Source organism: Microcoleus sp. S13_C3 (assembly GCF_036700905.1).
In the GTDB taxonomy this organism is placed as follows: domain Bacteria; phylum Cyanobacteriota; class Cyanobacteriia; order Cyanobacteriales; family Microcoleaceae; genus Microcoleus.
On the sequence record NZ_JAUBPT010000277.1, the window covers coordinates 1 to 2,270 of the forward strand.

Here is a 2,270-nt window from a genome sequence, read left to right on the forward strand (position 1 = left end):
ATAAATGTTATCGGGGGCACCAAGGGCAAGGGGTCACAACCGCAACCGGTATCGGGTTCGGGTACTGGGTTGAATATGGGGGTTGGTTCTGGGGCTGGTGTTGGTGTTGGTGTTGGTTGCGGGGCTGGGGTTGGTTGCGGGGCTGGTGTTGGTGCTGTTGGTTGCGGGGCTGGTGTTGGTGGTGTTGGTTGCGGGGCTGGTGTTGGTGGTGTTGGTTCTGACGCTGGTGTGGGTGTTGGTTCTGACGCTGGTGTTGGTGTTGGAATTGGTGCCGGTGTTGGTGTTGGTTCCGCTGCGGGTGTTGGTGTTGGAATTGGTGCCGGTGTTGGTGTTGACGCCGGTGTTGGTGGTGTGGGTGTTGGCGCTGGTGTTGGTGTTGTTGGTGTTGGCGCCGGTGTTGGTGGTGTGGGTGTTGGTTCCGCTGCGGGTGTTGGCGCTGGTGTTGGTGTTGTTGGTGTTGGCGCTGGTGTTGGTGGTGTGGGTGTTGGCGCTGGTGTTGGTGTTGTTGGTGTTGGGGCCGGTGTTGGTTGGTTCAGGGGAATGGCAGAGACAGTAGCGCTGGCGGGGCTGGTAGCGCCCTGATTGTCTGTAGCGCTGTAGGTAAAATTTGCGGTGGTAAAGTTGGCTGTCGATTGGAAAAATAATTGGTTAATGTCCGCAGGTGTCAAAATTTCACCAGCGGTGACAATCCGGCCGCCGGTTTCGGGATTGCCTAAAAATATCAGCCCTTCATTTGCTGGTGGGACGGTGTTGATGGTGAAGGATGCGATCGACCCGTCGGGGTCGGTTCCTCCGAGTCCTGCGATCGCCACAGCGCTGCTGGGGGCGATATCGAGGTTGACGTTGTTAGCTACTGGCGGTTTGTTTGGCACGGGTTCCCGTGCCGATACAGTAGCCCTCGCGGGGCTGCTGGCACCCTGGTTGTCTGTAGCGCTGTAGGTGAAATTTGCTGTTGTAAAGTTGGCTGTCGATTGGAAAAATAATTGCTTAATGTCAGCCGGTGTCAGAATTTGACCGGCGCTGACACTCGTGCCGCCAGTATCGGGATTGCCTAAAAATATCAGCCCTTCATTTGCTGGTGGGACGGTGTTGATGGTGAAGGATGCGATCGATCCGTCGGGGTCGCTTCCTGCGAGTCCTACGATCGCCACAGTGCTGCTGGGAGCGATTTCGAGGTTGACGTTGCTAGCTATCGGCCGTAGGTTGGCGGGAGTCGGAGTCGGAGTCGGTGGGAGTGGGGGAGTCGGAGTCGGGGCAGCGGTGATAGTGGTGGTAACAGTTGCGCCGGGATCGCGGCCGTTGTTGTTGGCAGGATTGGGGTCTGGACTCGTTGACGTGCTGCTAGCTGTGTTGGCGATGGGGCCGCCGGTGGCGGGCACTGCGAAACTGACGGTTCTGTTGGCGCTGGCGGCGCGGGCTAGGGATGCGATCGCCGTCCAAGTCACAATACCTGTAGTTGCGTTGTAACTTCCGCCCTCCGAGACGCTGACTCCTGTTAAGCCCGGAACAATGGTGTCGGCGATCGCCACATTGGTTGCCGGACTCGGCCCACTGTTAGTGGCCGTAATTGTGTAAGTGACTGTCGATCCGGCGATCGCAGTAGCGGGCCCGCTTTTGACCGTCACTACATCGGCACTCTGGGTGATAGCAGTGGTAACTCGCGCTTGAGGGCTGCTGCCGTTGTTGTTGGCAGGATTGGGGTCTGGACTCGTTGAGGTGCTGCTAGCAGTGTTGGCGATGGGGCCGCCGGTGGCGGGCACTGCGAAACTGACGGTTCTGTTGGCGCTGGCGGCGCGGGCTAGGGATGGGATGGCCGTCCAAGTCACAATACCTGTAGTTGCGTTGTAACTTCCGCCCTCCGAGACGCTGACTCCTGTTAAGCCCGGAACAATGCTGTCGGCGATCGCCACATTGGTTGCCGGACTCGGCCCACTGTTAGTGGCCGTAATTGTGTAAGTGACTGTCGATCCGGCGATCGCAGTAGCGGGCCCGCTTTTGACCGTCACTACATCGGCACTCTGGGTGATAGCAGTGGTAACTCGCGCTTGAGGGCTGCTGCCGTTGTTGTTGGCAGGATTGGGGTCTGGGCTCGTTGAGGTGCTGCTAGCAGTGTTGGCGATGGGGCCGCCGGTGGCGGGCACTGCGAAACTGACGGTTCTGTTGGCGCTGGCGGCGCGGGCTAGGGATGGGATCGCCGTCCAAGTCACAATACCTGTAGTTGCGTTGTAACTTCCGCCCTCCGAGACGCTGACTCCTGTTAAGCCCGGAAC

The 2,270-nt window shown here is 59.0% G+C and carries 1 pseudogene; it reads right to left on the reverse strand.

Features of this window, described 5'->3' with window-relative positions:
• A pseudogene (locus QUA16_RS35505) lies at positions 1 to 2,270 on the reverse strand (DUF11 domain-containing protein); the annotation flags it as partial.